This is a genomic window from Streptomyces sp. AM 4-1-1, from assembly GCF_029167625.1.
Taxonomy (GTDB): domain Bacteria; phylum Actinomycetota; class Actinomycetes; order Streptomycetales; family Streptomycetaceae; genus Streptomyces.
On sequence record NZ_CP119145.1, the window covers coordinates 6,351,016 to 6,377,006 of the forward strand.

Annotated in this window: 22 protein-coding genes; 16 read left to right on the forward strand and 6 right to left on the reverse strand. The window is 73.4% G+C overall.

Features of this window, described 5'->3' with window-relative positions:
- Positions 1-57: 57 nt before the first annotated feature.
- Entirely contained in the window at positions 58-510 is a 453-nt protein-coding gene (locus tag PZB75_RS26885; protein WP_275537873.1) for an ANTAR domain-containing protein, read from the reverse strand.
- A 254-nt stretch (positions 511-764) separates the two neighbouring features.
- Entirely contained in the window at positions 765-1,682 is a 918-nt protein-coding gene (locus PZB75_RS26890) for a polysaccharide pyruvyl transferase family protein (protein ID WP_275537874.1), read from the reverse strand.
- A 333-nt stretch (positions 1,683-2,015) separates the two neighbouring features.
- Between PZB75_RS26890 and PZB75_RS26895 the strand changes: the two genes are divergently transcribed.
- The 12 genes from PZB75_RS26895 (at position 2,016) to PZB75_RS26950 (ending at position 15,195) form a co-directional block, all read left to right on the forward strand.
- Entirely contained in the window at positions 2,016-3,068 is a 1,053-nt protein-coding gene (locus PZB75_RS26895; protein ID WP_275537875.1) for an NAD-dependent epimerase/dehydratase family protein, read from the forward strand.
- Positions 3,069-3,080: 12 nt separating this feature from the next.
- A complete protein-coding gene (locus PZB75_RS26900) occupies positions 3,081-4,718 on the forward strand; it encodes a carbamoyltransferase C-terminal domain-containing protein (protein WP_275537876.1) in 1,638 nt (545 codons plus the stop codon).
- On the forward strand, positions 4,715-5,770 hold the full coding sequence (locus PZB75_RS26905) for a glycosyltransferase (protein WP_275537877.1): 1,056 nt from the start codon (positions 4,715-4,717) through the stop codon (positions 5,768-5,770). The genes PZB75_RS26900 and PZB75_RS26905 overlap by 4 nt, the downstream gene beginning before the upstream one ends.
- A 71-nt stretch (positions 5,771-5,841) precedes the next feature.
- Complete coding sequence (locus PZB75_RS26910; protein WP_275538881.1) at positions 5,842-6,408, forward strand: HAD family hydrolase; 567 nt, start codon at positions 5,842-5,844, stop codon at positions 6,406-6,408.
- Positions 6,405-7,412: a glycosyltransferase family 9 protein gene (locus tag PZB75_RS26915; RefSeq protein WP_275537878.1), complete on the forward strand. Its 1,008-nt coding sequence runs from the start codon at positions 6,405-6,407 to the stop codon at positions 7,410-7,412. The genes PZB75_RS26910 and PZB75_RS26915 overlap by 4 nt, the downstream gene beginning before the upstream one ends.
- Positions 7,409-8,371 carry a glycosyltransferase gene (locus tag PZB75_RS26920; protein WP_275537879.1) on the forward strand — a complete coding sequence of 321 codons (963 nt, stop codon included), beginning with the start codon at positions 7,409-7,411 and terminating at the stop codon, positions 8,369-8,371. The genes PZB75_RS26915 and PZB75_RS26920 overlap by 4 nt, the downstream gene beginning before the upstream one ends.
- Positions 8,368-9,609 (forward strand): glycosyltransferase, encoded by a 1,242-nt coding sequence (locus tag PZB75_RS26925; protein ID WP_275537880.1) that lies wholly within the window; start codon positions 8,368-8,370, stop codon positions 9,607-9,609. The genes PZB75_RS26920 and PZB75_RS26925 overlap by 4 nt, the downstream gene beginning before the upstream one ends.
- Complete coding sequence (locus tag PZB75_RS26930) at positions 9,606-10,331, forward strand: SIS domain-containing protein (RefSeq protein ID WP_275537881.1); 726 nt, start codon at positions 9,606-9,608, stop codon at positions 10,329-10,331. Before PZB75_RS26925 ends, PZB75_RS26930 begins: the two co-directional genes overlap by 4 nt.
- A gap of 41 nt (positions 10,332-10,372) precedes the next feature.
- Complete coding sequence (gene rfaE2, locus PZB75_RS26935) at positions 10,373-12,235, forward strand: D-glycero-beta-D-manno-heptose 1-phosphate adenylyltransferase (protein WP_275537882.1); 1,863 nt, start codon at positions 10,373-10,375, stop codon at positions 12,233-12,235.
- Positions 12,235-13,296, forward strand: a complete 1,062-nt coding sequence (locus PZB75_RS26940; protein WP_275537883.1) for a glycosyltransferase family 9 protein — start codon at positions 12,235-12,237, stop codon at positions 13,294-13,296. Before rfaE2 ends, PZB75_RS26940 begins: the two co-directional genes overlap by 1 nt.
- Entirely contained in the window at positions 13,289-14,254 is a 966-nt protein-coding gene (locus tag PZB75_RS26945) for a glycosyltransferase (RefSeq protein WP_275537884.1), read from the forward strand. Before PZB75_RS26940 ends, PZB75_RS26945 begins: the two co-directional genes overlap by 8 nt.
- Entirely contained in the window at positions 14,251-15,195 is a 945-nt protein-coding gene (locus tag PZB75_RS26950; RefSeq protein ID WP_275537885.1) for a glycosyltransferase, read from the forward strand. Before PZB75_RS26945 ends, PZB75_RS26950 begins: the two co-directional genes overlap by 4 nt.
- Positions 15,196-15,296: 101 nt before the next feature.
- Here the strand turns inward: PZB75_RS26950 and PZB75_RS26955 are convergent, their stop codons facing one another.
- Entirely contained in the window at positions 15,297-15,665 is a 369-nt protein-coding gene (locus PZB75_RS26955; protein WP_275537886.1) for a DUF6479 family protein, read from the reverse strand.
- Between the two features lie 192 nt (positions 15,666-15,857).
- Between PZB75_RS26955 and ctaD the strand changes: the two genes are divergently transcribed.
- Positions 15,858-17,612, forward strand: a complete 1,755-nt coding sequence (gene ctaD, locus PZB75_RS26960) for a cytochrome c oxidase subunit I (RefSeq protein WP_275538882.1) — start codon at positions 15,858-15,860, stop codon at positions 17,610-17,612.
- Positions 17,612-18,001, forward strand: coding sequence for a cytochrome c oxidase subunit 4 (locus PZB75_RS26965; protein ID WP_275537887.1), 390 nt, complete (start codon positions 17,612-17,614; stop codon positions 17,999-18,001). Before ctaD ends, PZB75_RS26965 begins: the two co-directional genes overlap by 1 nt.
- Positions 18,002-18,118: 117 nt before the next feature.
- Here PZB75_RS26965 and PZB75_RS26970 read toward each other — a convergent pair whose 3' ends face one another.
- From PZB75_RS26970 to PZB75_RS26980, 3 genes are all read right to left on the reverse strand, one after another.
- A complete protein-coding gene (locus tag PZB75_RS26970) occupies positions 18,119-19,822 on the reverse strand; it encodes a cytochrome bc complex cytochrome b subunit (RefSeq protein ID WP_275538883.1) in 1,704 nt (567 codons plus the stop codon).
- 232 nt (positions 19,823-20,054) lie between these two features.
- The gene (locus PZB75_RS26975; protein ID WP_275537888.1) at positions 20,055-21,185 is read right to left on the reverse strand and encodes an aromatic acid exporter family protein; all 1,131 of its coding nucleotides are present in this window, start codon (positions 21,183-21,185) and stop codon (positions 20,055-20,057) included.
- An 85-nt stretch (positions 21,186-21,270) separates the two neighbouring features.
- The gene (locus tag PZB75_RS26980; RefSeq protein WP_275537889.1) at positions 21,271-21,798 is read right to left on the reverse strand and encodes an NUDIX domain-containing protein; all 528 of its coding nucleotides are present in this window, start codon (positions 21,796-21,798) and stop codon (positions 21,271-21,273) included.
- Positions 21,799-22,091: 293 nt separating this feature from the next.
- Between PZB75_RS26980 and PZB75_RS26985 the strand changes: the two genes are divergently transcribed.
- Both PZB75_RS26985 and PZB75_RS26990 read left to right on the forward strand, forming a co-directional pair.
- Positions 22,092-23,534 (forward strand): amidase, encoded by a 1,443-nt coding sequence (locus tag PZB75_RS26985; protein WP_275537890.1) that lies wholly within the window; start codon positions 22,092-22,094, stop codon positions 23,532-23,534.
- A 103-nt stretch (positions 23,535-23,637) separates the two neighbouring features.
- Positions 23,638-25,857: an NADP-dependent isocitrate dehydrogenase gene (locus PZB75_RS26990; RefSeq protein ID WP_275537891.1), complete on the forward strand. Its 2,220-nt coding sequence runs from the start codon at positions 23,638-23,640 to the stop codon at positions 25,855-25,857.
- The last annotated feature ends 134 nt before the right edge of the window (positions 25,858-25,991 follow it).

Genomic DNA, 25,991 nt, shown 5'->3' on the forward strand with positions numbered 1-25,991 from the left:
GGTAGTGGTGTACGTGGGCTCGTGGCGGGACCGTCTCGGGCCAGCCGTGGCGTGGGCTCAGCGTCCCGGGGCGTTCCCGCGCATCCGGGCGAGCGCCGCCCGCATCGCGGACCGGACCGCCTCGGGCGGTGGCGGACCGCCGACGCCCTCCACCACCGCCTCCGCGACGTGGCGAAGCTTGATGTTGGTGTGCTGGGAGGTCTCCACGAGGATCTGCCACGCCTCTTCCGGCGTGCACCGTCCGGCCGCCATGACGATGCCGCGCGCCATGTCGAGCAGGGGGCGCGAGGCCAGTGCCTTCCGCAGCCCCTCGATCTCCTCCCTCAGTGCCGCCGACTCCCTCAGCGCCACCGCCTCCCGCAGTCCCTCGGCCTCCTCCCGCAACGCTCCTGCCCCCCGGCCGGGGACGGGGGCGGAGGAAGGAGGCGGCGCCTCGACGGGCATGTTTTGGTGGCCGGACCCGGAACGGCGCGCGGGGTCGGCGGGAGGTGGCGCGTCTCCGTGCCTCATGGCGTTCCCTCTCTTCCTTCCGGCGCGGGTCCGGGACGGGACGGCATTGCCCCAGACCCGCGTGGCGGGGCCGACTCCCCGGGTGACCGGTCCGACATCACCAGTCGAGTGACCGTCCCGACATGACCAGGTTCGGCGGCACGCGCCGCACCGGCCAGTGGCGGAGGCTCATCGGAGTCGTCATCCGTGCCCGGGGCGGGGGCGGGCGCCCGCTGGAGCCGTCTCCGTGCCCGGGTGCGGGTGACGGCCGCCGCTCAGCTGTCACGTACCGCGTCCACGGCCATCAGCCGGGCGCGTCGCCGGGCCGCCCCGCGCCCGTCGGCGGAGAGGCACCAGTCCCACCACCGGTCCAGTGCCGCCGCCGTCACCCCGTCGGCGGGCAGCACGGCGGGCCAGCGCAGTGCCCGTGCCTGGGCCGAGACCTTGGCGCCCCCGCGCACCGGGTCGACGACCAGCGCCGGCGTGCCCGCCCGCAGCGCCAGGACCATGCCGTGCAGCCGGTCGGTCAGCACCACGTCCAGTGCGCCGAGCAGTGCCAGATACTGGTCGGCGGTCCGGCACAGCCGCCAGTCGTCGACGGCCAGCCGGGTCTCCGCCGCCACCCGGGCACAGTCCTTGCCCGAGACCCACTCCGTCAGGGCCGCCGCGACCGCGTCGTGGTCGCGGCGGCCGCCGTACTCCCCCTGCCCGTACGTCAGCGCGATCCCGGCGACCGGTGGCGCCGGGCGGAGCGGGGCCACCGCCGACAGGTCCGGAAGGGACCGTCCGCCGGGTGAGTCACGCGCGACGACCCGGTCGAACCCCGTCACCGCGGGCGCGCCCGGATCGATCACGCTGACCCCGAGGGCCAGCCGTCGGCAGCTGGAAAAACGCTGGTGCAAACGAGTGAACTGATCACCGTGCAGCGGTCCGCAGACGAACAGCACCTGCTCGTACGCGGACGGCTCCGCCGCCTCCAGGGACATCTCACGGGGTGCGAAGCCCGGACTCCACGCCGTGTCGTGCCGGACACCCAGACGGTCCAATGCCGCGGAAACGGCCCGTTGGGCCAGTGCGTCCCCCGCCGTTACCTCGCCGTCGCGGAAACTGAACCATCCGGTCAGCAGCAGCCGTCCGGTCGCGCTGCGCGGTGCGAGCAGTTCGTCCAGAGTGGTGGACAAGGCGTACGGCATCGGCGTCCCCTTCCGCTCGTGTTCGGTGCCGCAAACGTTAGTGCGACGGGAAGCAACTCCGGATCGGTCGGTGAGGTCGATGTGCAGAACCGAGAAGCGGGGGCACTCCGCATCGGTGCCGGGAAATGGCGGCGAACCGAGGACGGGGCAGCCGGGCCGGGAGCGCCCCACGCGTCCGGAACCGGCCCGTCGTGGAGCGGCCGGCAGCCGGCCGGCCCTCGCCGTACGGCCGGGAGAGAACCGGCCCCCGTCCCTCAGGACCCGGATTCGGCACGGCCTGTTCCGAGCCGCGAACAGCCCCGGAGGCCGGCCCGCCGACAGGAAGGTTGTCGCATGACGCCTGTGAGTGAGCGGCGGCAGTGGCGCCGCGCCGCGGTGACCGGAGGCGCCGGATTCCTCGGCTCGCACCTCTGTGAACGCCTCCTGAACGAAGGCGTCGAGGTCGACTGCGTGGACAATCTGTCCTCCGGATCGGCCGACAACGTGGACCATCTCACCGGGCGGCCCGGCTTCACCTTCGTCGACTGCGACGTGTCCGGGCCGGACTGCGTGGACCGGCTGAGCGGGCCCTACGACCTGGTACTGCACTTCGCCTGCCCCGCGTCCCCCGTCGACTATCTGCGGATGCCGCTGGAGACCCTGGACGTCGGCAGCCTCGGCACCCGTAACGCGCTGGCGGTCGCCCACCGCGACGGCGCCCGCTTCCTGCTCGCCTCCACCTCCGAGGTGTACGGCGACCCGCTCGTCCACCCCCAGCGCGAGGACTACTGGGGGAACGTCAATCCGGTCGGGCCGCGCAGTGTCTACGACGAGTCGAAGCGGTTCTCCGAGGCGCTGGTCACCGCCCATGTGAGCGTGAAGGGCACCGACGCGGGCATCGTGCGCCTCTTCAACACGTACGGCCCGCGTATGCGCGCCCACGACGGCCGGGCCGTCCCCACCTTCATCTGCCAGGCCCTGGCGGGCGAACCGATCACCCTCGCCGGGGACGGCAGCCAGACCCGGTCCCTGTGTTACGTGGACGACACCCTGGACGGGGTCCTGCGGGTCGCGGCCAGCCGTTCCGTACGCCCCGTCAACATCGGTGGCAGCGAGGAGACGACCGTACGGGAGATAGCCAGGCGGATCGTGAAGCTGACCGGCTCCACCTCCAGACTCGAATGCGTGGACCGGCCCGTCGACGACCCCGAACGCCGCCGCCCCGACACGACGCTGGCCCGCGAACTGTTCGGCTGGCAGCCGCACATCTCCTGGGAGGAAGGGCTGGAGCGGACCATCGCCCACTTCGCCGCCCGGTACGCCCCCGCCGAACTGACGCGCCCCACCGTGCTCCTGGAGACGCCCCTGCCCGTCGCCGCGTCCGAAGAACCCGCCCCCCAGCCGTAAGGAGGTTTCCGCATGCGTGTCCTCGGCATCAACGCGCTCTTCCACGACCCGGCCGCCGCGCTCGTCGTGGACGGCAAGGTCGTGGCGGCGGCCGAAGAGGAGCGCTTCAGCCGGCGCAAGCACGGGAAACGGCCGCTGCCGTTCTCCGCCTGGGAACTGCCCGAACTCTCCGCCCGCTGGTGTCTGGAACAGGCCGGGCTCACCCCCGCCGACCTGGACGCCGTCGCCTACTCGTACGACCCCGAACTGTCCCTGCCCGCACAGCAGATGGGACTCGACGACCCCTGGGACCCGCTGCGCCAGGAGTACGCGCGCCGCGCCCCCGAATTCCTCGCCGAGGCACTGCCGGGGCTCGACCCGGCGAAGGTGCGCTTCGTCGCCCACCACGTGGCCCACGCGGCGTCGGCCGGACCCGCCTCCCCGTACGCGGACTGCGCGGTGCTCGTCCTCGACGGCCGCGGCGAATGCGCCTCCCAGCTCACCGGGCAGTACACCGACCGCACACTGAACGTCCTCTCCACGCAGCGCCTCCCCGAATCGCTGGGCCTGTTCTACGAGGACCTCACCGAACACCTCGGATTCCTGCGCAGCAGCGACGAGTTCAAGGTGATGGCCCTCGCCTCGTACGGCACCCCCCGCCACGCCGAACGAATCCGCGAGCACGTCCACGCCCGCGCCGACGGCGGGTTCCGGGCGAGCGGGGTGGACTGGGCCTCCCTCACACCCCGCCGCGCACCGGACACGCCGTGGACCCAGGACCACGCCGACCTGGCCGCCAGTGCCCAACTGTGCCTGGAGGACACCATCCTCGACCTGGCGCGCGAACTGCACGGGCGGACCGGCGAGAAGGTGCTGACCATGGCGGGCGGTGTCGCCCTGAACTGCGTCGCCAACACCCGCCTGTACCGCGAGAGTCCGTTCGAGACCGTGTGGGTCCAGCCGGCCGCGGGAGACGCCGGTACGGCCCTCGGCGCGGCCCTCCACGTCGCGGGGGAGGAGCGGGCGGTCACCGAGCCGATGCCCACCGCCGCACTCGGCCGGGGCTGGCGCGACGAGGAACTGCGCGGCTGGCTGGAGAAGGCCGCGCTGCCCTACGAGGAACCCGAGGACATCGCCGCGGCGGTCGCCGAGGAACTCGCCCAGGACGGCATCGTCGCCTGGTTCCAGGGACGCAGCGAGTTCGGCCCCCGGGCGCTCGGACACCGCTCGCTCCTCGCCCACCCGGGCCGCGCCGAGAACCTGGAACGCCTCAACGCCGTCAAGGGCCGCGAGGAGTTCCGCCCGGTCGCCCCGATGGTCCTCGCCGAACGGGCGGCCGAACTCTTCGACGGGCCGCTGCCCAGCCCGTACATGCTCTTCGTCCACGAGGTCGCCGAGGAGTGGCGCTCGCGCATCCCCGCCGTGGTCCACGTCGACGGCACCGCCCGGGTGCAGACCGTCGACAGCGCCACCGAACCCCTGGTGGCGCGCATGCTCACCGCGTTCGAACGGCGCACCGGGCTGCCCGTCGTCGTCAACACCAGCCTGAACACCGCGGGACGCCCCATGGTCGACCACCCACGGGACGCGCTGGAGTGCTTCGGTTCCGCGCCCGTCGACCTGCTGGCCATCGGCCCGTACCTGGTGCGCCGGGCGAAGGCGTTCTCATGAGGCGCGCCGACCCCCCGGAGAACACCGCGTCCCCGGGAAGCACCGCGACCCCGGGTACCACCGCCGGCCCGGCCTACTCGGTGGTGATCCCCACCATCGGCCGCCCCTGCCTCGCGGACTGCCTCCGCGCGCTGGCTGCCGCCGCCGGGCCACGGCCGCACGAGGTGATCGTCGTCGACGACCGGCCCGCGCCCCGAAGCGACCTCGAACTGGCCGCGGCCGGGCCGCTGCGCGGACGGATACGCGGCGCGGTCACCCGGGGGCGCGGCCCGGCCGCCGCGCGCAACGCCGGGCTGCGCCGGGTCACCACCCCGTGGGTGGTCTTCCTCGACGACGACGTACGCGTACTCCCCGACTGGGGTGAGCGGCTGGCCGCAGATCTCGCCGCCGCCACCCCGCGCACCGGCGGCGTCCAGGGCAGGCTGCGGGTCCCGCTGAGCGAGGACCGCAGACCGACCGACTGGGAACGCTGCACGGCCGGACTCGAACAGGCCGCCTGGGCCACCGCCGACATGGCGTACCGCACCGAGGCGCTGATCGAGGTCGGCGGATTCGACGAGCGGTTCGGCCGGGCCTTCCGCGAGGACGCCGATCTCGCCCTTCGCGTCACCGACGCGGGCTGGGCCCTCGGCCGGGGCGACCGCGTCACCCTGCACCCGGTCAGGCCCGCGGACCGCTGGATCTCGCTGCGCACCCAACGCGGCAACGCCGACGATGTGCTGATGAGCCGGCTGCACGGCCCCGGCTGGTGGTCGCGGGCCGAGGCACCGCGCGGCCGGCTGCCCCGACACCTCCTGGTCACCGCCGCCGCGCTCGCCGCGCCGGTGCTCGCCCTGACCGGCCGGCGCGGGCCCGCCGCCGCGGCCGCCGCGCTGTGGGCGCTGGGCACGGCCGAGTTCGCGGGCGCCCGCATCCTGCCCGGCCCACGCACCTCCGAGGAGATCGCCACCATGCTCTGCACGAGCGTGCTCATCCCCCCGCTCGCCGTCCGGCACTGGTGCGCGGGGCTGATCGCGCACCGGAAGGCGACACCGTGGCGAGGTGTGATGTGACGCACCGTCAACCGGACGGTGTCCGGGAACGGTCCGGCGCGTGCGACAGCGCGCCGGAGCCGAGGCGCGTCCTGGCCGCCGTTCTCTTCGACCGCGACGGCACCCTCGTCCACGACGTCCCGTACAACCGCGACCCCGCCCTGGTCAGGGTGGTGCCGGGGGCGCGTGAGGCGGTACGGCTGCTGCGTGAGGCGGGGGTGGCGACCGGCGTCGTCAGCAACCAGTCCGGCATCGGCCGCGGCCTGCTCACCGACGACGACGTGCGCCGGGTGAACCGGCGCGTCGACGAACTCCTCGGCGCCTTCGACACCTGGGCGTACTGCCCCCATCACCCCGACGCCGGATGCGCCTGCCGCAAACCGGCGCCCGGACTGATCGTCCGGGCCGCCCGCACGCTCGGCGTCCCGCCCGCCGACTGCGTCGTGATCGGCGACATCGCGGCGGACACCCGGGCGGCCAGCGCGGCCGGCGCGGACGGCGTCCTCGTCCCCAACGCCGCCACGCTGCCCGCCGAGACCGCCGCCGAACCCCGTACCGCCCCCGACATCCTGACCGCGGTACGCGGACTCCTCGCCGTACGCGACACCCCCGGCCACCTCGCGCGGCCGGGGCCCGTCCGAGCGGGGTGGTCACGATGAGGGCGCTCGTCGTACGCCTCGACAGCTTCGGGGACGTCCTGCTGACCGGCCCCGCCGTACGGGCCGTCGCCGCGCACGCCTCCCACGTCACGATGGTCTGCGGCCCGCGCGGTGAGCCCGCCGCCCGGCTGCTGCCCGACGTGGACGACGTGATCGTCTGGGAGGCCCCGTGGGAGGGCGTCACCCCGCCCACCGTCGACGACGCAGACATCGAGGGCATGGTGCGCCGCCTGCGCGCCGGGGCGTACGACACCGCGCTCGTGCTCACCTCCTTCCACCAGAGCCCGCTGCCCACGGCGCTGCTCCTGCGGATGGCCGGCGTGCGCCGGATCGGCGCCGACAGCGTCGATCACCCCGGCACCCTCCTCGACGTGCGCCACACCCGGCTGCCCGACCGGCACGAGGCCGAGGCCGCCCTCGACACCGCCGCCGCGCTCGGGTTCACCCCGAGAGCCGGGGACGACGGCCGGCTCCGCGTGGTGCCCACCCCGGACACCGCCGCTCTCACCGGCAACGGCCCGTACGTCGTGGTGCATCCGGGAGCGAGCGCCCCCGCCCGCTCCTGGAGCCCCGACCGCTACGCCCACGCCGCGCACCTGCTGGCCGACGACGGCCACCGCGTCGTCGTCACCGGGGGCCCCGACGAGACGGACCTGACCCGGCACGTCAGCGGCGCGGTCGGTGTGGACCTCGGTGGCCGCACCGACCCACGCCGCCTCGCCGGAGTGCTGCGCGCCGCCGACGCCGTGGTCTGCGGCAACACCGGCCCCGCCCATCTCGCCGCGGCGGTGGCCACCCCGGTCGTCTCGCTGTTCGCCCCGGTGGTCCCGGCGAACCGCTGGGCCCCGTACGGAGTGCCGTGCGTCCTGCTCGGCGACCAGTTCGCCCCGTGCGCGGACACCCGCGCCCGGCACTGCCCGGTACCCGGCCATCCGTGCCTCGACGAGGTCACCGCCCAGGACGTGGTGAGCGCCGTGCGGAAACTGCTGAAGGAGAGCGTATGAACATCCTCGTCTGGCACGTGCACGGCTCCTGGCTGACGTCCTTCCTCCAGGGCCCGCACACCTACCTCCTCCCGGTCACCCCCGACCGGGGCCCGGACGGCCTGGGCCGGGCCAGGACCTGGCAGTGGCCCGCGTCGGCGCGTGAGCTCACCCCGCGGGAGCTGCGGGAGAGCGACATCGACCTGATGGTCCTGCAACGGCCGCACGAGGCCGGCCTCGCCCACGAGTGGACCGGCCGCCGCCCCGGCCGGGACGTACCGGCCGTGTACGTCGAGCACAACAGCCCGCACGCCTCAGCCGTCGACACCCGCCACCCGCTCGCGGACCGCACCGACATCCCCGTCGTCCACGTCACCCACTTCAACCGGCTGATGTGGGACAACGGACGGGCCCCCACCACGGTCGTCGAGCACGGCATCATCGACCCCGGCCCGCTCTGGACCGGGGAGGAGCGACGGGCGGCCGTCGTCGTCAACGAACCGGTGCGACGAGGACGGACCACCGGCACGGACCTGCTGCCGGGCTTCGCCGAGGCCGCGCCCCTCGACGTGTTCGGGATGCGCACCGAGGGCCTGGCCGCGCACCTGGGCATCCCCGACGAGAGGTGCCGCACCAGGGACCTCCCGCAGACGGAACTCCACCCGGCGATGGCCCGCTGCCGGGTCTACCTCCACCCCGTCCGCTGGACGTCGCTCGGACTCTCCCTGCTCGAAGCGATGTTCCTCGGCATGCCGGTGGTGGCCCTGGACACCACCGAGATCCGCGAGGCCGTCCCCGAGGACGCCGGAGTCGTGTCCAACCGGCCCGAGGTACTGGCCGACGCGCTGCGGCACTTCCTCGGCGACCCCGAACACGCCAGGACGACCGGGGAACGGGCCAGGGCCGCCGCGCGGGCCCGCTACGGCGCGCAGCGGTTCCTGGACGACTGGGAACGACTCATGAAAGAGGTCACCCGATGACGTACTCAACTTCCGGCCTGGGACGGATCGCCATGGTGTCCGAGCACGCCAGCCCGCTCGCGTCGCTCGGCGGCCCCGACGCGGGCGGCCAGAACGTGTACGTGGCACAGCTCGCCGCCCGGCTCGCCCGGCGCGGACACGACGTCACCGTGTACACCCGTAGGGACCGCCCCGACGTGCCCACCCTGGTCAGAACCCCGGACGGGGTGAAGGTCGTCCATGTGCCCGCCGGGCCGCCCACCACCGTACCGAAGGACCGACTCCTCGCCCACATGCCCGACTTCGGCGCGTACCTGTCCCGGATCTGGGGCCTCAACCGGCCCGACGTGGTGCACGCCCACTTCTGGATGTCCGGCCTCGCCGCGCTGACCGGCGCCCGCGAGCTGCGCATCCCGGTCGTGCAGACGTACCACGCGCTCGGCACGGTGAAGAAGCGTCACCAGGGGGCGGAGGACACCAGCCCGCCCGAACGCGTCCGGATCGAGGCACGCATCGGCCGCGCCTGCGCCCGGATCGTCGCCACCTGCGCCGACGAGGCGGCCGAACTCGTCGCCATGGGCGTGGCCCGGCACCGGATCGACATCGTGCCGTGCGGGGTGGACACCGCCCACTTCGCGCCCGTCGCGGCGGCGGCCCGCCCGGCCTCCGCGCCCAGGCGGCTGCTCGCCGTCGGCCGGCTGGTGCCCCGCAAGGGCTTCGACCGGGCGATACGCGCCCTGGCCTCCGTGCCCGACACGGAACTCCTCGTCGCGGGCGGCCCCGAGGCGGACCTGCTGTTCGCCGACCCGGAGGCGGAGCGGCTGCGCAAGACCGCCGAGGAGTACGGGGTGGCCGGGCGGGTCCGGCTGCTCGGCTGTGTGCCGCACGAGGAGATGCCACGTCTCATGTCCGGCGCGGACCTGCTGCTCTCGCTGCCCCGGTACGAGCCGTTCGGCATCGTCCCGATCGAGGCGATGGCCTGCCGGACACCGGTCGTCGCGACCGCCGTCGGCGGCCAGCTCGACACCGTGGTCGACGGTGTGACCGGGGTACTGGTACCGCCCGTCGACGGCGCCGACCACGATCTCGGCGAGGTGATCCGCAGCCTGCTGGACGCCCCGGACCTGCTCGCCCGCTACGGCGCCGCCGGACGTGAACGGGCCCTGACCCACTACACCTGGGACCGCGTCGCCGACGGCGTGGCCCGGGTCTACGCCGGACTCGCCACCGCCCCCACGCTCTCGGGAGCCGCACGATGAAGCTCATCGCACCCGGTCAGCACTGTGACGACCTGATGAACGCCCTGCCCGCCTTCCGCGAGTCGAGCGCGGTGACCCAGCGCTGGGGGGTCCGGCTGGCCCGCTCCCTCGGCAGGGGCGCCCGGCTGCTGGTCGCGGGCAACGGCGGCAGCGCCGCCCAGGCCCAGCACCTGACCGCCGAACTCGTCGGCCGCTACCGCGACGACCGGCCCGCGTACTCGGCGCTGTCGTTGCACGCGGACACCTCCTCCACGACCGCCATCGCCAACGACTACGGCGTGCACGAGGTGTTCGCCCGGCAGACCTGCGCCCACGGACGGCCGGGCGACATCCTGCTGCTGCTCTCCACCAGCGGCGCCAGCGCCAATCTGCTGACCGCCGCCAGCGAGGCCCGCCGGATCGGCATGGCGGTCTGGGCCCTGACCGGTCCGGCCCCGAACCCGCTGGAGGCGGCGAGCGACGAAGCGCTCTGCGTGGACGCGGCGGTCTCCGCGACGGTCCAGGAACTGCATCTGGTCGCCGTCCACATGATCTGCGAGGCGTTCGACCTGGAACTCGCCCGGTCCACCCCGGCGACCGGGCACGGCGCTCCGGAACTGGACGTGTCACCCACCGTCCGAGGCGCCAGGACACGCCACGGCCGACCCGGGGGCGGCTCCGAGGGGCCGGACGGCGTGCCCGGCGGGCGCGGCGCCGACGCGGAGGAGGCGGGCACCGCATGAGCGGGAGCCATACGAACGGGCGTCGGGGGGAAGGGAGTCGCGTGCGGGGGAGCGATGTGAACGGCCACCGGACGGACGGCAACCGCTCGCGGGGCGGGACGGGGGCAGAGGCGGGCGAGGGCCGTTCTCGCGGTCCCACGCCGCTGCTCGTCGTCGGTGACGCACTGCTCGACCGGGACATCTCCGGACGGGCCGAACGACTGGCCCCGGACGCGCCCGTCCCGGTGGTGGGCCACGCCCGGCGCGACGCACGGCCCGGGGGCGCCGCGCTCGCCGCGTACCTCGCGGCGGCCGACGGCCGGGACGTCACCCTGGTCACCGCGCTCGGCGCCGACGAGGCCAGCGACACGCTGCGCGAACTGCTCCGCGACCGGGTCCGGCTGGTGGAGATCCCGTTGCGCGGCCAACTCTCCTGCAAGACCCGGCTCATGGCCGACGGACGCCCGCTGCTGCGGCTCGACGACGGGGACGGCCGCGCGGGGGGAGCGACGGAAGCGGCCCGCGCGGCCGTCGCGGCGGCGCGCGCCGTCCTGGTCGCGGACTACGGACGGGGCACGGCCGACGCCCTGCGTGACGCCCTCACCCGCCGCGCGGCCCGGGTCCCCGTGGTCTGGGACCCGCATCCGGCGGGCGGGCCGCCGGTACGGGGAACATGCCTGGCCACGCCGGCGGCTTCCGAGGCCCGGCGGTTCGCGGCGGCGCACACGGACACGAACGCGGACACGGGGACGCCCTTGGACACACGTACGGACACGGACACGAACGCGGACACGGGGACGGGGACGCCTTTGGACACACGTACGGACACGGACACGGGGACGGGTACGGACACGGGTACGGACACGGGTACGGACACGGACACGGGTACGGGTACGGACACGGGTACGGAGGCGCCTTCCGGAGCCGCAGGACGGCCCATCGACGATCGGCCCCGGAACGGCGAACGACCGCGGAACAGCAGACGATCGCGGAACGGCGAACGACCCGCTGACGCCGGACGACCCGCGACTGACGCCGGACGACCCGCGACCGCACCGCCGCACGAGCCACGCGGGCGGCTCGGTGAGGCCGCTCACGATGCCCGCGTACTGCTCCGCGCCTGGGACGTCACCTCCGTCGTCGTCACCCTCGGCGAGCACGGCGCGCTCCTGTCCCACGGCGAGACACCGCTGCTCGTCCCCGCCCCCTGGCGGGCCCAGGGCGACCCCTGCGGGGCGGGGGACCGGTTCGCGGTCACCGCGGCCGGGATGCTCGCCGACGGGGCACTGCCCGAGGACGCCGTACGCGGCGCGGTCGACGCCGCGACCCGGTACGTCTCCGACGGCGGCGCCCACGCGCTGATCCACGGCGACGCGCTCGCCACGAGGCCCGGCGTCACCGCCGACGGTGACGCCGAGGACGACGCGCTGGACATGGCCCGGCGGGTGCGGGCCGCGGGCGGGACCGTCGTCGCGGCGGGCGGCTGCTTCGACCTGCTGCACGCCGGTCACGTCGAACTGCTCCAGGCCGCCCGGCGGGTCGGCGACTGCCTCCTGGTGTGCGTCAATTCGGACGCCTCGGTACGCCGGCGCAAGGGCGGCGGGCGCCCCGTCGTACCGGCGGCCGACCGGGTACGGGTGCTGCGCGCCCTGGAGTGTGTCGACGCGGTGGCCGTCTTCGACGAGGACACCCCGGAACGGCTGCTCGACGAACTGCGCCCCCACGTCTGGGCCAAGGGCGGCGACTACGCCCTGTCCGACCTTCCGGAGGCGGCGCTGCTGGAGAGCTGGGGAGGGCAGGTCGTGCTGCTGCCGTACCTCGACGGGCGGTCCAGCACCCGGCTCGTCGAACGCGCCGCCCGTCCGCCCGCCACGACCTCCCGCGGCGGCCACCCGGACGCCACGGCCGACCGGCTCACGAGGTGATGGCCGTGCCGCCCCGGTACACCCCCGAACGGCCCGGGCCGCGCCCCGCCGCCGACCCCGCCCGCACGCGTCGGACCCCGCCCCGCGTCCTCGTCCTCCGGGCGCTGGGGCTCGGCGATCTCCTCGCCGGGATTCCGGCCCTGCGCGGGGTGCGCCGGGCCTTCCCCGGTCACGAGATCGTGCTCGCGGCCCCCGAGTCCCTGCGCGCCCCCGCCCTCGCCACCGGCGCCGTCGACACGCTTCTCCCGACCCGGGCTCCTGGCCGCGCCGTACCCTCCCTGCTGCACTGGCCGGGACCGCCGCCCGACCTCGCCGTCGACCTGCACGGGAACGGTCCGGAGAGCCACGCGGCGCTCGCCGCGCTCCGGCCGCGCCGGCTGCTCTCGTACGCCCGCCCGCAGCCCTCGCACCCCGCGCCCCCCGAGTGGCGGTACGACGAACACGAGCGGGACCGCTGGTGCCGCTTCCTGCGGGCGTACGGGATCGACGCCGACCCCGAGGACGTGCGCCTGCCCCCGCCGGACCGCCCCTCGCCCGTCCCGGGGGCCGTCGTCGTGCACCCCGGGGCGGACTCGGCGGCCCGCCGCTGGCCCGCGGAGCGGTACGCGGCGGTCGTGGCGGGGCTGCGGTCCGCCGGCCACCGGGTCGTGCTGACCGGCGGTCCGGGGGAGGAGCGCCTGAACACGGCCGTCGCCGACCTGGGCGGGCTCGGCCGGCACGACGTCTTCAGCGGCGGACTGCCGTACGGGGAATTCTCCGCGCTCATCGCCGGGTGCGCGCTCCTCGTGAGCGGCGACACGGGGCCCGCCCACCTCGCCGTCGCGCACGGGGTCCCCACGGTGACCCTGTTCGGACCGGTGGCACCACATCTGTGGGGTCCACCGGCCGCACCGCGGCACATCGCGCTCTGGCACCCCGGCCCGCCCGGCGACCCGCACGCCACGGAACCCGACCCGCTGCTGATGCGGATCGGACCCGACGAGGTGCTCCGCGCCGCGCGGGGCGTACTCGGCGTTCCGGACGATCCGGTCCTCGCGACCCGGGCGGCCCGGCATGGCTGACGACGACGCGGCCTCCGCGCGGAACGGCGGCGGCGCGGACCCCGCACCGGACGACGCCCACGACAGCACCCCACCCGACGGGCGGACCTCCGTCGCCGTGATCACCCGGAACCGCAGGGACAGCCTGCTGCGTACGCTGGACCACCTGGCCGCGCTCCCGGAGGCGCCGGAGATCGTCGTCGTCGACAACGGCTCCACCGACGGCACCGCCACGGCCGTGCGCGCGCACCGGTCCGGCGCGAGGCTGCTGGAACCGGGCCGCAACACCGGAGCCCTCGGACGCAATCTGGCGGCGCGCCGGATCACCACGCCGTACGTGGCGTTCAGCGACGACGACTCCTGGTGGGCGCCCGGCGCGCTGCGGACCGCGGCCGATCTGTTCGACGCCTACCCCCGGCTCGGCCTGGTGGCGGCCCGCACCCTCGTGGAGCCCGGCCGCGCCGAGGAACCGCTCGACGCCGTGCTGGCCCGGTCGCCCCTGCCGCGCCACGGCGATCTTCCCGGCAGGCCCGTACTCGGCTTCCTCGGCTGCGCGGCCGTCGTGCGCCGCACGGCGTTCCTCCAGGCGGGCGGCTACCACCAGGTGCTGTTCTTCGGAGCCGAGGAGACCCTGCTGGCCTACGATCTGACCGCACTCGGCTGGGGCGTGGTGTACGAGCCGTCCGTGACCGCCCACCACCACCCCGGCACGGCGGAACGGCCCGGCAGGGCAACGCTGCTGCGGCGCAACGCGCTGCTCACCGACTGGCTGCGCCGGCCGTTGCCGGTCGCGCTGCGCGGCACCGCGCGCCTGCTGTACGAGACGGGCCGGGCCGAACCCGGCGCGGCGGCGGCCCTGCGGGGCACCCTGACCCGGCTCCCCTCGGCGCTCAGGCACCGCAGGAAGCTGCCCCACCGGGTCGAGCAGGCGGTCCGTCTGCTGGAGCGGCGGGCGAACGAGGAGGCGGTACACCCATGACGGAGGAACAGACCGGCACGGCGGCCCGGAGCGCGGCGGCCGACACCGCGGACGACCGCGTCACGGTGGTCGTGATCACCCATGACCGGCGCCCCGAACTGCTCCGCACCCTGCGCATCATGTCCGCGCTGCCCGAGCGGCCCCCGGTCGTCGTCACCGACAACGCGTCCCGCGACGGGACGGCACGGGCGGTGGCACGGGAGTTTCCCGATGTGCGGCTGCTGCGCCCCGGCCGCAACCTCGGCGCGATCGGCCGGAACCTCGCGGTGACCCGGGTACGCACCCCGTACGTGGCGTTCTGCGACGACGACACCTGGTGGGAGCCCGGCTCCCTGCGCCGGGCGGCGGACCTCCTCGACCGCGCGCCGGGACTCGCCGCGGTCACCGCCCGGATCGTCGTGGAGCCGTCGGGGGAGGAGGACCCGGTGGTCGCCGAACTGCGCGATTCACCCCTGACCGGCCCGGACTGGCTGCCCGGGCCCGCGCTCGGATCGTTCCTCGCGGCGGCGACGGTGATGCGCGTGGACGCCTTCCGCGAGGCGGGCGGATTCCATCCGGGGCTGTGGCTGGGCGGCGAGGAGGAGTTGCTGGCCACCGACCTGATGCGGCGCGGCTGGTGGCTCAGCTACGCGGAGGAGCTGACGATCCACCACGCGGCCTCGACCGTGCGGGACAGCACGGGCCGACGGGTCGACGGGCTGCGCAACACCCTGTGGTTCACCTGGCTCCGCAGGCCGTTGACGCCGGCACTGCGCCGGACCGGTCATCTGATGCGGACCGTGCCCCGCGACCGCGCGTCGGTGCGCGCCTTCCTGCGCGCGGCGGCGGGGCTGCCCTGGGTCCTGAAGCAGCGCGACCCCGTCCCGCCGGAGATCGAGGCGCGGCTCGCGGCTCTGGAGAAGGCCCGACGCGCCTCCACGGCCCGCCGGTACGTCGGCTGACGGGGCTTCCGTCAGCCGGCCCGCGGGAATCCGTGAAGGCGCGCCATGAGTCCGCGCGTGGGGCCGCCCGCCCGGTCGCCCCGCTGACGTGTGGCCGCCGGTCAGCTGCCGAGGCCACCGCCGCCGAAGGAACCGCCGCTCTTGTCGTCGCGGTCCGGGTGGGTTCCGGGCGGTGCGGAGCGGGAGCCCATGTTGCCGTAGCCCTTCATCTCGTGCGGAAGGGTGCGCTCGCCGTCCGCACCGAAGTCGTCGGGCTCGCGCACCTCCTCGATGTGCGCGCGGTGCGCGGGACGCCGCGGCTGTTCGTCGGGGCGCGGCGCCCGGGCGCGCTTGCGGCGGCTGTCCCATGCGACCAGCCCGATCAGCACGGCGACCACGACGACCCCGATGACGAGCGGAACGATCCAGCCCGGGGTGGAGGCCGCCGCGGCGAGTTCGGCGGATGCGTCTTGGCGCGTAGAAAGGTCCATACGCTTTCCGTACCCTCCTGGCGCGAAGTATTCCCCGGGTCCGGTGACGGGTGGGCGCGTATTCCCTCGGACGGGGGGAAGTCGAAGCGGGCGGGGCGCGGCACGCCGGGCAGGTGCACGGGGTCGGAGGTGGCCGGTGCCAGAGTTGTGCGGCGGCCGTCGCCGTCGAGCGTATCCACCCGGGAGGATGAGATTTCCACCGATTCAGCGCCCCCAGCGGCCCCCGACGACGATCATCCGGAGCGGACGGAGCCGGAGCGGACGAAGGCGGCGGAGAGAGCGAGAAGGACGGAACGGCGAGCGGGTCGGGGAGAGGTCTTCCTGAAGGTCGTGACCACCACGGACCACAAGGTCATCGGCAACATGTACCTGGTCACCTCCTTCTGCTTCTTCCTTTTCGCGGGTGTGCTGGCGATGCTGATGCGGGCCGAACTGGCCCGGCCCGGACTCCAGATCGTCACCACCGCCCAGTACAACCAGCTGTTCACCATTCACGGCACCATCATGATGCTGCTCTTCGCGACCCCGACCTTCACCGGATTCGCCAACGCCCTGATGCCCCTTCAGATCGGCGCCGCCGACGTCGCCTTCCCGCGACTGAACGCGTTCACCTACTGGGTGTATCTGTTCGGCGGGATCATGGTGGTCTCGGGATTCCTCACGGAGAACGGCGCCGCGTCCTTCGGCTGGTTCGCCTACGCCCCGCTCAACGGTCCGGTCCACTCGCCCGGACTCGGTGGCGACCTCTGGATCATGGGCCTGGTCGTCTCCGGACTCAGTACCATTCTCGGTTCGGTCAACTTCATCACCACCATCATCTGTCTGCGCGCCCCGGGCATGACGCTCTTCCGGATGTCCATCTTCACCTGGAACGTCCTCTTCACATCCATTCTCGCGCTGCTCGCCTTCCCGGTGCTCACCGCCGCCCTGCTGGCCCTGGAGGCGGACCGGAAATTCGGGGCGCACATCTTCGACGCGGCGAACGGCGGCGCGCTGCTCTGGCAGCATCTCTTCTGGTTCTTCGGACATCCCGAGGTCTACATCGTGGCTCTTCCGTTCTTCGGGGTGATCAGCGAGATCATTCCGGTGTTCAGCAGGAAGCCCATGTTCGGATATGTGTCGCTCGTCGGGGCCACCATCGCCATCACCGGTCTCTCGGCAACCGTCTGGGCCCATCACATGTTCGCCACCGGGGCCGTTTTCCTGCCGTTCTTCTCCCTGATGTCGTTCCTCATCGCCGTGCCCACCGGGGTCAAGTTCTTCAACTGGATCGGCACCATGATGAAGGGGTCGCTGTCCTTCGAGACCCCGATGCTCTGGTCGATGGGTTTTCTCGTGACCTTCCTGCTCGGCGGGCTGACCGGAGTGCTGGTCGCCTCACCGCCGCTGGACTTCCACCTCACGGACTCCTATTTCGTGGTCGCGCACCTGCATTACGTACTGTTCGGCACGATCGTTTTCGCCACGTTCGCCGGATTCTATTTCTGGTGGCCCAAGCTCACCGGGAAAATGCTGGACGAACGATTGGGTAAAATCCACTTCTGGGCCCTCTTCGTCGGCTTCCAGCTCACCTTTCTCGTCCAGCACTGGCTCGGTGAACAGGGAATGCCCCGCCGGTACGCGGACTATCTGGCGGCCGACGGTTTCACCCTGCTGAACACGATCTCGTCGATCGGCGCTTTCCTGCTCGGCATCTCCACCCTGCCGTTCCTCTTCAACGTCTGGCGGACCGCGCGCCACGGTGAGCGGGTCACCGTCGACGACCCCTGGGGCTGGGGACGCTCCCTGGAGTGGGCCACCAGTTGCCCGCCGCCCCGGCACAACTTCGAGTCACTGCCACGCATCCGTTCGGAATCCCCCTCCTTCGACCTGCACCACCCCGAGGCCCGCGAACGACCGGTTCCGGCCGGGCCGCCCGATGTCCGCACCGGGACGGGGGTGCGCTGATGAGGGCCGAGGCACTGCTCTTCTCCGGAGTCGCGCTCTTCTTCGCGCTGACCGGCGGCATCTACGGCTGGCTCGCCCGCGAACCCGCCGGCCTCGCCGCGCTCACCGTGTCGTTCCTGATGTCCGCCCTGATCGCCGCGTTCCTGTGGCGACAGCACGGCCGGACCCTCCGCCGACCCGAGGACCGCAAGGACGCGGAGATCCGGGAGAACAGCGGCACCAGGACGTTCTTCCCCGCCCGCAGCTACTTCCCGGTCCTGGCCGGGCTGGGCACCGCCCTGATCGGATCGGGCGTGGCCATCGGCCTCTGGCTCTTCCTGATCGGTGTGGGCGTCCTGATCCCGGGCGTGTTCGGTTTCGTGTACGCGAACGGGCCGCGCACCGACTGAGGCCGCCCGGCGCCCCCGCCCGGCGGGAACGGCCACGGACCGCCGCTCCCGTGGCCGTTCCCGCATACTGCCGATGCCGATGCCGATGCCGATGCCGATGAGCGATCCCATGGACCGTCAGCCGGCGTCGCCCCGCCCGTCGCGTTCGCCCGGCCCGGGGTCGGTGTCCGTCGGTCCGGCGTTCAGCGCCGCGACCTCGTCACGCAGACGCGCGTCGAGCGGCGGCTCCACACGGTCCTGGTAGTACCAGGCACTCGCCGCCGACCGGCTCCGGTCCACCAGCCGCCGCAGCCGTGGCGCGCGGACATCGCGGGTGTCACGGCCGTCTCCGGGACCGCGAGGCTCCGGAAGCGGCCGGGGCCGCTCCGCCGTCAGCGCGACCCACCGGGCCCCGTCGTCCAGCGGCCGGTGTCCCGGACGGTGCGCGCCCTCCACCGTCTGCGTGACCTCACCGGTCTCCTCGCCCTCGGACAGCAACTCCCGCTCGCGCTTCTGCAACGCCAGGCAGAGCCGCTTGGTCAGCCAGAACGCGGCCACCGGCCCGACCACGAACAGCACCCGGAAGACCCAGGTCAGCGGCGGGAACGGCAGATGGAACACATACGAGACGACGTCCTGACCACCCGCCAGCAGCAGCACCCCGTAACAGACGAGCGCCGCCACTCCCAGCCCCGTGCGCGTGGGCCGGTCCCGCGGCCGGTCGCAGAGATGCCGCTCACCGCCGTCGCCCGTCACCCACCGTTCGAAGAACGGGTACAGGTAGAGGATCACGAAGAGCAGACCCGGCAGCACCACCGCGGGAAGGAACACGTTCCACATCACGGTGTGCCCCCACAGGCGGGTCTCCACCCCGGGCATCAGCCGCAGCGCCCCCTCCAGGAAGCCCACGTACCAGTCCGGTTGCGCGTCCGTCGACACCTGATCGGGTCTGAACGGCCCGTACGCCCACACGGGGTTGATCTGCGCCACCGCGGCGAGGACCGCGAGCAGCCCGAAGACGATGAGGAACAGACCGCCCGACTTGGCGGTGTAGTGGGGGAACAGGGGCTGTCCGACGGCGTTCCGGCCGGTCCGTCCCCGCCCGCGCCACTGGGTGTGCTTCAGATGCACCACGAGCAGGAGGTGCAGGGAGATCAGGGCGAGCAGCAGCCCCGGGACCAGGAGGACGTGCATCGGATAGAGACGGCTGACGATGTCCTCGCCGGGGAACTCGGCGCCGAAGACGAAGAAACTGACGTAGCTGCCGATCACCGGGATCGACAGCATGATGCCCTGCGCGGTCCGCAGCCCCGTGCCGGACAGCAGGTCGTCGGGGAGCGAATAGCCCGCGAACCCCTCCAGCAGCGCCAGCAGGAACATCGTCACCCCCACCATCCAGTTCGCCTCCCGGGGCCGGCGGAACGCGCCCGTGAAGAAGACGCGCAGAAGGTGGGCACCGATGGAGGACAGGAACACCAGGGACGCCCAGTGGTGCACCTGACGGATCAGCAGCCCGCCGCGCACCTCGAAACTGATGTCGAGCGTGGAGGCGTACGCCTCCGACATCCGCACGCCGTGCAACGGGACGTACGAGCCCTGGTAGACCGTCTCCGCCATCGACGGATCGAAGAACAGGGTGAGGAAGACGCCGGTCAGCAGCAGAACGACGAAGCTGTAGAGGGCCAGTTCGCCCAGCAGGAAGGACCAGTGCTCCGGGAACGCCTTGCGGAGCAGGGCGCGCGCGGACTCGGCCAGCGGGAGCCGCGCGTCCACCCCTTCGAAACCCGTACGCGCCACCCTGCCGGCCCGCTCACCCGGTCCGGCCTTCCCCGCCTTCCTCATCGACAACCGCACTGGGTCTCCTGTCCGTCGGTTGTGGAGTCCGGTCTCTTCCGTCCATGGCCTTACCACCGCGGCGGGTCCGGATCACGCGTCGGCGCGAGGGTTGACCGGGGCGGCCGACAGACGGCTTCCCCGGACGGACCGGTCCATGCCGGGGGCGTCCGGGCGCACCACGCCCGCCCCGCGGTCATCCGGACCGGGCGAGGCCGCTTCCGGATTCGACCACCACGGGTCACGGCGCCAGGTCGTGCAGCAGCCGCTGGATCTCCGCGACCAGGCCCCCGACGGACGTGGCCGTCTCCGTGTCACCGTCGGGCAGTTCCCGCTTGAGGCGGGAGTGGGCCCCCCACGCCCGGTCCAGCTCCTCGGCCCGCCGCTCGCGGCGTTCCTCGTCGGGGCCGTCCTCCAGGATCTTCTGGTCCATTGCGCACACGTCACCGGCCGCGCGCAGGACCTCCGCCGCGCACTCCAGCGCGGAGGGCGGCGGGGTGGCGAGCCGGCCGCGGTCGACGGCCGCTTCGAGCAGGGTCCGGGTGATGGTCTGCAGGTGCTCGCCGATCCGTTCCCAGACCAGGTCCCACTCCGGAGGCGGGGCGAGCGCCGACGCGCGAAGCCGGTGGCCCGGGTTGAAGCGGTAGCTCTCCGTCGCCCACTGACGTGCGGTCCGCAGCTCCGAGAGGGTGGCGCGCAGCCCCTCCGCCCGGGTGTACCAGGATTCGGCGCGCTCGCGTCCGTAGTCCGCCTCCAGCTCGTCCGCCACCGTGGACAGCAGCTCGGCGCAGTCCCCGGGAAGGCGGCGCGAGAGGCGCTTGACGTCCCTCGACAGGACCGGCGGCAGCACCACCGCGTTCACACCGATGCCGATGACCGCGCCGATGCAGGTCTCTACCAGACGGTGCGCGACATCGAACGCCGAGTACGAGCCGTACGCCAGCACGAACAGTGCCGTGGTGGGGGCGTACAGCCCCTGCTCGCCGACCGGGGCGCAGTTGCCGAGGAGCACCACGACGGGCAGGGCGACGACCATCGCCGCCATCGTGTTCCCCGTGACCACGGCGGCGCCCGCGGCCACCAGCGTGCCGAGGGCGATCATCAGCACCTGCTGCAGCCCGGACCGGAGGGAACGGTAGACGGTGCTCTGCACCAGGGCCACGGCCGCCCACGGCGCCATCAGCGCCATGGGCGCGTGCAGCCACCAGCCGGTCACCGCCCAGGCGAGAGCCGCCGCCGCGGCGGCCTTGAGGGACTGGACCACGTCGATCCGTCCGACACCGGGCCGGGCCCAGCCCCGCACGTGCCGCAGGAGCGCCGGGCCGGCGCGGCCCGGCAGACGATCCCTGCGGGCGGTCCGTGCGGCGTTCATCGACTCTCCCGTTCGCTCGCGTGACTCTCACGTGTCCGGGGTGCCGCGTGGCGCCCCGGACACGCGTGCCCCGGATTCGAACGGCCTATCCGAGGGGAGAAGTGAGGACGGGCGGGCCGGTGAGCGGCAGCCGGTGCACCGGCGGATGCTCGATCGGAAGGTCCGGCCGCCAGGTCGCCAGCACCTGCGCGGAGGGCTCGAACAACGGGCTGGGCAGCTCGTCGGGTGAGGTCCACCACCAGCCGCTGATCAGCTCCGGCTCGGTCACCTCCGGCTCACCCGTCCAGGCGCTCACGACGACGGCCATCGAGACCCGGGTGAGGCCCGCGATCACGTCATGGAGCATCGCCAGCACCCGTACGTCCTCCTCGCGCGCCTCCAGCCCCGTCTCCTCGCGGAGTTCGCGCACGGCCGCCGCGGCCACCGACTCGTTGGTCGGATCGACCTTGCCGCCGGGCAGCTCCCACGTACCGCCCCGGTGTCTGCCCAGCAGGACCCGGCCCCGCTCGTCCAGCACGATGACGCCGACGCCGAGCGTCGCGTGCGGCAGGGGCGGGCGGGCATCGCGCGGCTTGCTGGTGATGATCGCCCGGGGGGCGGTCTCGCTGTCCACGGAACTCCTCGGAAGACGCGTACGGAAGTGAGTGGCCGTGGCCCCGGTCCGGGCTTCCGGACCGGGACCCGGTCTCCGGCGGCGGCCGGGCCGCCGCCGGCCACTGCCGAGGATAGGGAAGCAGCCGGGGAAGGCGCTCGCCGCGCTCACCGCTTCACCGCGCTCACCGCTTCACCGCGGGGGAAGGTGCCCTTGAGCGCGTACGCCCCCGGTCGTTACCCTCCGGTACACGTGCTGCGACGCCCCGGCCGGACCCGTACCGGTACGGAGAACACGAGGGAGGCGAGTGCCCCATGTCCTCGACCGAACGCACCGCGGCACCCGGACTGGCGGACAGCGCCAGAGACCTGATGGGCGGTGGGGTCACGTCCGTCGAGCTGGTGACCCGGACACTGGAACGTGCCGAGGCGAGCCGGAGCACGCTCAACGCCTTTCGCGTACTGCGTACCGACGCGGCGCTCGCCGAGGCGTCCGACGCGGACCGGCGGCTCGCGGCGGGGGAGCGGCTGCCGCTGCTCGGAGTGCCGGTCGCCGTCAAGGACGACACGGACGTCGCCGGACTGCCCACCCACTTCGGCTGCGCGGGCGAACTGCCCCCGGCCACCGCCGACAGCGAGGCCGTCCGCCGACTGCGCGCCGCCGGGGCCGTGATCGTCGGGAAGACCAACTGCTGCGAACTGGGCCAATGGCCCTTCACCGAGGGACCCGCCTTCGGTGTCACCCGTAACCCCTGGCACACCGGACACACCCCGGGCGGCTCGTCCGGAGGCTCGGCGGCGGCCGTGGCGGCCGGACTCGTCCCCGCGGCGCTCGGTTCGGACGGCGCCGGCTCCATCCGCATCCCGGCCGCCTGGACCCACCTCGTCGGCATCAAGCCGCAGCGCGGCCGGATCTCCGTCCACCCGTACAGCGACGCCTTCCAGGGCCTCACCGTCAACGGCCCCCTCGCCAGGACCGTCGCGGACGCCGCCCTGCTGCTCGACGCGGTCGCGGGCGCCCACCCGGAGGACCCGCACCGCCCACCCGCCGTGGACGCCTCGGCCGCCGCCCGCCGCGACCCCGGCAGGCTCCGCATCGCTCTCGCCTGGAGGCCCCCGCTCACCTTCACCGGCGCCGCTCCCCACCCCGAGGTGCGCCGCGCCGTCACCGCGCTCGCCGAGACCCTGGCCCGCCTCGGTCACCACGTGGTGGAGGCCAGGCCCCGCTACGGGCTGATCGGCTTCGGCTTCCTGCCCCGCGCCACCGCCGGGATCGCCGAACTCGCCGCCCTCCACCCCGACCCCTCGGCCCTCGATCCGCGTACCCGGAGCGCCCTGCGTACCGGCACCCGGCTCGGCGGCCGGGTGGTGCGCGCGGCGCGGGCCAGGGAGGCGTGGCAGCGACGGAGGATCGGCGAGCTGTTCCGTACGCCGGGGACATCGGGGTTCGATGTGCTGCTCACCCCGACGACCGCCTCCCCGCCGCCGCGGATCGGTGCCTTCGACGGTCTGAGCGCCCTGCGCACCGACCTGGTGATGACGGCCGCGTGCCCGTACGCCTGGCCGTGGAACGTCCTCGGCTGGCCCGGAGTGAACGTCCCGGCGGGCTTCACCCGCACCGGGCTCCCCGTCGGAGCCCAGCTGCTCGGCCCCGCCCACAGCGAGGAACGGCTCGTCTCGCTGGCGGCGCAGCTGGAGTCCGACCGGCGCTGGTACGAACACCGGCCACCCGCCCCGGGGGCGCCCCCGGCGCCCTGACGGGGCCCGGCGCCCGTCCCGTGGGCAGGGCCCTGTCGAGGTACGGGCGCTCAGGAGATATCTTGATGTCGAGCAATGTTGCAGACGTGGAGCGGAGCACCCGGTGACTGACTCGACCATCATCTATACGCACACCGACGAGGCCCCGGCCTTGGCGACCTATTCGTTCCTGCCCGTGGTCGAGGCGTACGCCTCGACCGCCGGGGTCACTGTGGAGAGCCGCGACATCTCTCTCGCGGGGCGGATCATCGCCAGTTTCCCCGACCACCTCGAAGAGAGCCGGCGGATCGACGACGCCCTCGCCGAGCTCGGCCGGCTGGCCAAGACCCCTGGCGCCAACATCATCAAGCTGCCGAACGTCTCGGCCTCGATCCCGCAGCTGAAGGCCGCGATCGCCGAGCTCCAGGAGCAGGGCTACACGCTGCCGGACTACCCGGACGACCCGAAGACCGACGAGGCCCGGGACATCCGCGCGCGGTACGACAAGATCAAGGGAAGCGCCGTCAACCCGGTGCTGCGCGAGGGCAACTCCGACCGCCGCGCGCCCGCGTCGGTCAAGAACTACGCCAAGGCCCACCCGCACCGGATGGGCGCGTGGACGCCGGACTCGAAGACGAACGTCGCGCACATGACCGCCGACGACTTCCGGTCCACCGAGAAGTCCGTCGTCATCCCCGAGGACGGCTCGCTGCGCATCGAGCTGGCCGGGGACGACGGCAGCACCACCGTGCTGCGCGAGTCGGTACCCGTACTGGCCGGGGAGGTCGTGGACGCGTCGGTGATGCGTGTCGCGGCGCTCCGCGAGTTCCTGACCGAGCAGGTCGCTCGCGCCAAGGCCGAGGGCGTGCTGTTCTCCGCGCACCTGAAGGCCACGATGATGAAGGTCTCCGACCCGATCATCTTCGGCCACGTGGTGCGGGCCTTCTTCCCGAAGACGTTCGCCGAGCACGGCCAGGCGCTCGCCGCGGCCGGCCTCACCCCGAACGACGGACTCGGCGGCATTTTCAAGGGCCTGGAGTCGCTGCCCGAGGGCGCGGCGATCAAGGCGTCCTTCGAGGCCGAGCTCGCCGACGGCCCGGCGCTGGCGATGGTGGACTCCGACCGGGGCATCACCAACCTGCACGTCCCGAGCGACATCATCGTCGACGCCTCCATGCCGGCGATGATCCGCACCTCCGGTCACATGTGGGGTCCGGACGGCCAGGAGGCCGACACCCTCGCCGTCATCCCCGACAGCAGCTACGCCGGTATCTACCAGGTCGTCATCGACGACTGCCGCGCCCACGGCGCCTTCGACCCGTCGACCATGGGCTCGGTGTCCAACGTCGGTCTGATGGCGCAGGCCGCCGAGGAGTACGGCAGCCACGACAAGACCTTCGAGATCCCGGCCACCGGCACCGTGCGGGTCCTGGACCGGGACGGCAACGCCGTACTGGAGCAGGTCGTGAGCGCGGGCGACGTGTTCCGCATGTGCCAGACCAAGGACGTGCCGATCCGGGACTGGGTCAAGCTCGCCGTCGGCCGCGCCCGCGCGACCGGTGACCCGGCCGTGTTCTGGCTGGACGAGAGCCGCGCGCACGACGCCAACCTCATCCAGAAGGTCAGGACGTACCTCCCGGAGCACGACACCGAGGGGCTGCGGATCGAGATCCTGGCACCGGACGACGCCATCGCCTTCTCCCTGGAGCGCATCCGCCGGGGCGAGGACACGATCTCGGTCACCGGCAACGTGCTCCGTGACTACCTGACGGACCTGTTCCCGATCCTGGAGCTCGGCACCAGCGCCAAGATGCTCTCGGTCGTGCCGCTCATCAACGGCGGCGGGCTGTTCGAGACCGGCGCGGGCGGCTCCGCGCCCAAGCACGTCCAGCAGCTCGTCAAGGAGAACTACCTTCGCTGGGACAGCCTGGGCGAGTTCCTGGCCCTCGCGGTCAGCTTCGAGCACCTGGCGCAGACCACGGGCAACGCGCGCGCCCAGGTGCTCGCCGACACCCTCGACCGCGCCACCGGCACCTTCCTCAACGAGGACAAGTCGCCCAGCCGCCGGCTCGGCGGCATCGACAACCGGGGCAGCCACTTCTACCTGGCGCTCTACTGGGCGCAGGAGCTGTCCCGGCAGACCGACGACGCCCAGCTCGCCGAGGCGTTCGCCGGCCTCGCCAAGACGCTGGCCGACCAGGAGACCACGATCGTCGACGAGCTGATCGCGGTGCAGGGTTCGCCGGCCGACATCGGCGGTTACTACAAGCCCGACCCCGCCAGGGCCGAGGCCGTGATGCGCCCGTCGGCGACGTTCAACCAGGCGATCGCGACCCTCGGCTGACGCCCCGGAGTCCCCGCGGCACGGGCGGCCACCCGCTTGCCCGCACCGGAACCGCCCCGGCCGGCACCATGCCCGGCCGGGGCGGTTCCACGTCCGCGGACGGGAGAGTGAACCCCGGACCCGTACGCGCCTCC

Bases quoted from the DNA above. Each gene is read 5' to 3' on its own strand.
- PZB75_RS26885 (WP_275537873.1), bottom strand. From the start codon at position 510: ATGAGGCACGGAGACGCGCCACCTCCCGCCGACCCCGCGCGCCGTTCC.
- PZB75_RS26890 (WP_275537874.1), bottom strand. From the start codon at position 1,682: ATGCCGTACGCCTTGTCCACCACTCTGGACGAACTGCTCGCACCGCGC.
- PZB75_RS26895 (WP_275537875.1), top strand. From the start codon at position 2,016: ATGACGCCTGTGAGTGAGCGGCGGCAGTGGCGCCGCGCCGCGGTGACC.
- PZB75_RS26900 (WP_275537876.1), top strand. From the start codon at position 3,081: ATGCGTGTCCTCGGCATCAACGCGCTCTTCCACGACCCGGCCGCCGCG.
- PZB75_RS26905 (WP_275537877.1), top strand. From the start codon at position 4,715: ATGAGGCGCGCCGACCCCCCGGAGAACACCGCGTCCCCGGGAAGCACC.
- PZB75_RS26915 (WP_275537878.1), top strand. From the start codon at position 6,405: ATGAGGGCGCTCGTCGTACGCCTCGACAGCTTCGGGGACGTCCTGCTG.
- PZB75_RS26920 (WP_275537879.1), top strand. From the start codon at position 7,409: ATGAACATCCTCGTCTGGCACGTGCACGGCTCCTGGCTGACGTCCTTC.
- PZB75_RS26925 (WP_275537880.1), top strand. From the start codon at position 8,368: ATGACGTACTCAACTTCCGGCCTGGGACGGATCGCCATGGTGTCCGAG.
- PZB75_RS26930 (WP_275537881.1), top strand. From the start codon at position 9,606: ATGAAGCTCATCGCACCCGGTCAGCACTGTGACGACCTGATGAACGCC.
- PZB75_RS26940 (WP_275537883.1), top strand. From the start codon at position 12,235: ATGGCCGTGCCGCCCCGGTACACCCCCGAACGGCCCGGGCCGCGCCCC.
- PZB75_RS26945 (WP_275537884.1), top strand. From the start codon at position 13,289: ATGGCTGACGACGACGCGGCCTCCGCGCGGAACGGCGGCGGCGCGGAC.
- PZB75_RS26950 (WP_275537885.1), top strand. From the start codon at position 14,251: ATGACGGAGGAACAGACCGGCACGGCGGCCCGGAGCGCGGCGGCCGAC.
- PZB75_RS26955 (WP_275537886.1), bottom strand. From the start codon at position 15,665: ATGGACCTTTCTACGCGCCAAGACGCATCCGCCGAACTCGCCGCGGCG.
- PZB75_RS26965 (WP_275537887.1), top strand. From the start codon at position 17,612: ATGAGGGCCGAGGCACTGCTCTTCTCCGGAGTCGCGCTCTTCTTCGCG.
- PZB75_RS26970 (WP_275538883.1), bottom strand. From the start codon at position 19,822: ATGAGGAAGGCGGGGAAGGCCGGACCGGGTGAGCGGGCCGGCAGGGTG.
- PZB75_RS26975 (WP_275537888.1), bottom strand. From the start codon at position 21,185: ATGAACGCCGCACGGACCGCCCGCAGGGATCGTCTGCCGGGCCGCGCC.
- PZB75_RS26985 (WP_275537890.1), top strand. From the start codon at position 22,092: ATGTCCTCGACCGAACGCACCGCGGCACCCGGACTGGCGGACAGCGCC.